The sequence below is a fragment of the Spirulina sp. CCY15215 genome, assembly GCF_016888125.1.
Lineage (GTDB): Bacteria > Cyanobacteriota > Cyanobacteriia > Cyanobacteriales > Spirulinaceae > CCY15215.
Window position 1 is genome coordinate 1 of sequence record NZ_JACSWA010000096.1, and the last position, 1,607, is coordinate 1,607.

The window sequence follows — 1,607 nt, forward strand, 5'->3', positions numbered from 1 at the left end:
ACCATTATTAGCAAGGGGGAGTAACAAAGGGTCAATCCCTTTTATATTGCTGGTATCGGTGGTAATTGTTGCTCCTGTCGTGTTTTGGATGAGACTGGATTGAATCGTATCGAAAGTCCCGCTTAAATCCGGTGCTTGTCCGCCGAGGTCTTGGTTTTGGGCGATGATGCTATTGTTAATGGTAGCGATACCGGTGCCAAACTTGAAAATGCCACCACCATCACCCGTGCCATTGTTATCGGCATCGGCGACGTTGAAGGCGATCGTGCTGTTCGTTAAGGTGATGTTGCTCGCACTCAAACCACCACCACCATAATCAGCACTATTGCCACTCACTGTACTGTTCGTTAATGTGATGTTGCTCGCATGCAAACCACCACCACCACCACCACCAGCACTATTGCCACTCACTGTACTGTTCGTTAATGTGATGATGCCGCCGCCCGCATTCAAACCACCACCAGCACTACCACTATTGCCACTCACTGTACTGTTCGTTAATGTGATGATGCTCGCGAACATACCACCACCAGCACCAGTAGGACTAGAACTATTGCCACTCACTGTACTGTTCGTTAATGTGATGTTGTTGCTCGCCCTCAAACCACCACCAAAACCACCACTATTGCCACTCACTGTACTGTTCGTTAATGTGATGTTGCTCGCACTCAAACCACCACCACCACCAAGAAAACCACTACTATTGCCACTCACTGTACTGTTCGTTAATGTGATGTTGCTGAAAGCCCTCAAACCACCACCACCATTAGCAAAAGCAGCACTCCCCCCAGAGATCGTCAGGTTTTGAATCGTCGTAGTTCCTGCTGTTGCCGTACTCTCAAAAATCCGGAACGTATTGTTACCCTGAACCGTGGAGCCATTGCCATCAATCGTCAGATCGGCTTGTCCCCATGTAATAAACCCTGTTGTGTTGACAGTCCTTGCTGAATCAAACAGAATTGTGTCCCCAGCCGTTGCCGCTCCAATCTCGAACCGGAGGGTTCCCGCCGTATTATCATCTGCGGAACTCGTCACTGTCCGGGTTGCCAACTTCCCATCCCAAACACTGAGGGTCAGGTCACTAAAGGTTGTGAGGGCTTCAATGCTTCCCGTGCTGCTTTCTAACACCCAATCCCCGCCATAATTAGCACTTCCCGTTGCATTTACCGAAGCGGCTACATCTGCACCTGTCGCATTGGCAATTTGATTAACTAAACTTTCCCCAACTTCTCCTAAAGCCGTAAAACAACTATAAAGCAAAATATCTGCAGTAGGAGAGAGAGATTCTCCCCAACTTTCCAATTGAGTGCGATATTGTTGAAGGTTTTGCGCTGTAATAAAATCTTTCCCCAACCAGAATTCTCCAGAATTTCCTTCTGCAACGATGCTTAGAGTCTCGATGGGGTCATTGGCAAAATTCAAGACTTCGGTAATCTTAGCCATACCATCTTCACCCCTCAGCACCAAACGGGAAACAGTGCCGGCTTCTCCTCCATAGAGTAATTCATAAGGATTATCTGCTCTCTCGTCAATGAAGGTATAATCCCAAGAATCCCCAACTTTTTCGCCAAAGCGCATCACTGTGGGGCTGTGTTGTGTTCCATCCC

The 1,607-nt window shown here is 48.0% G+C and carries 1 protein-coding gene; it reads right to left on the reverse strand.

All coding sequences use genetic code 11. The annotated features are described in order from the left end of the window. Positions 1-1,607, reverse strand: a 1,607-nt coding sequence (locus tag JUI58_RS00435; protein WP_204101784.1) for a DUF4347 domain-containing protein, incomplete at both ends; no start/stop codon positions are given.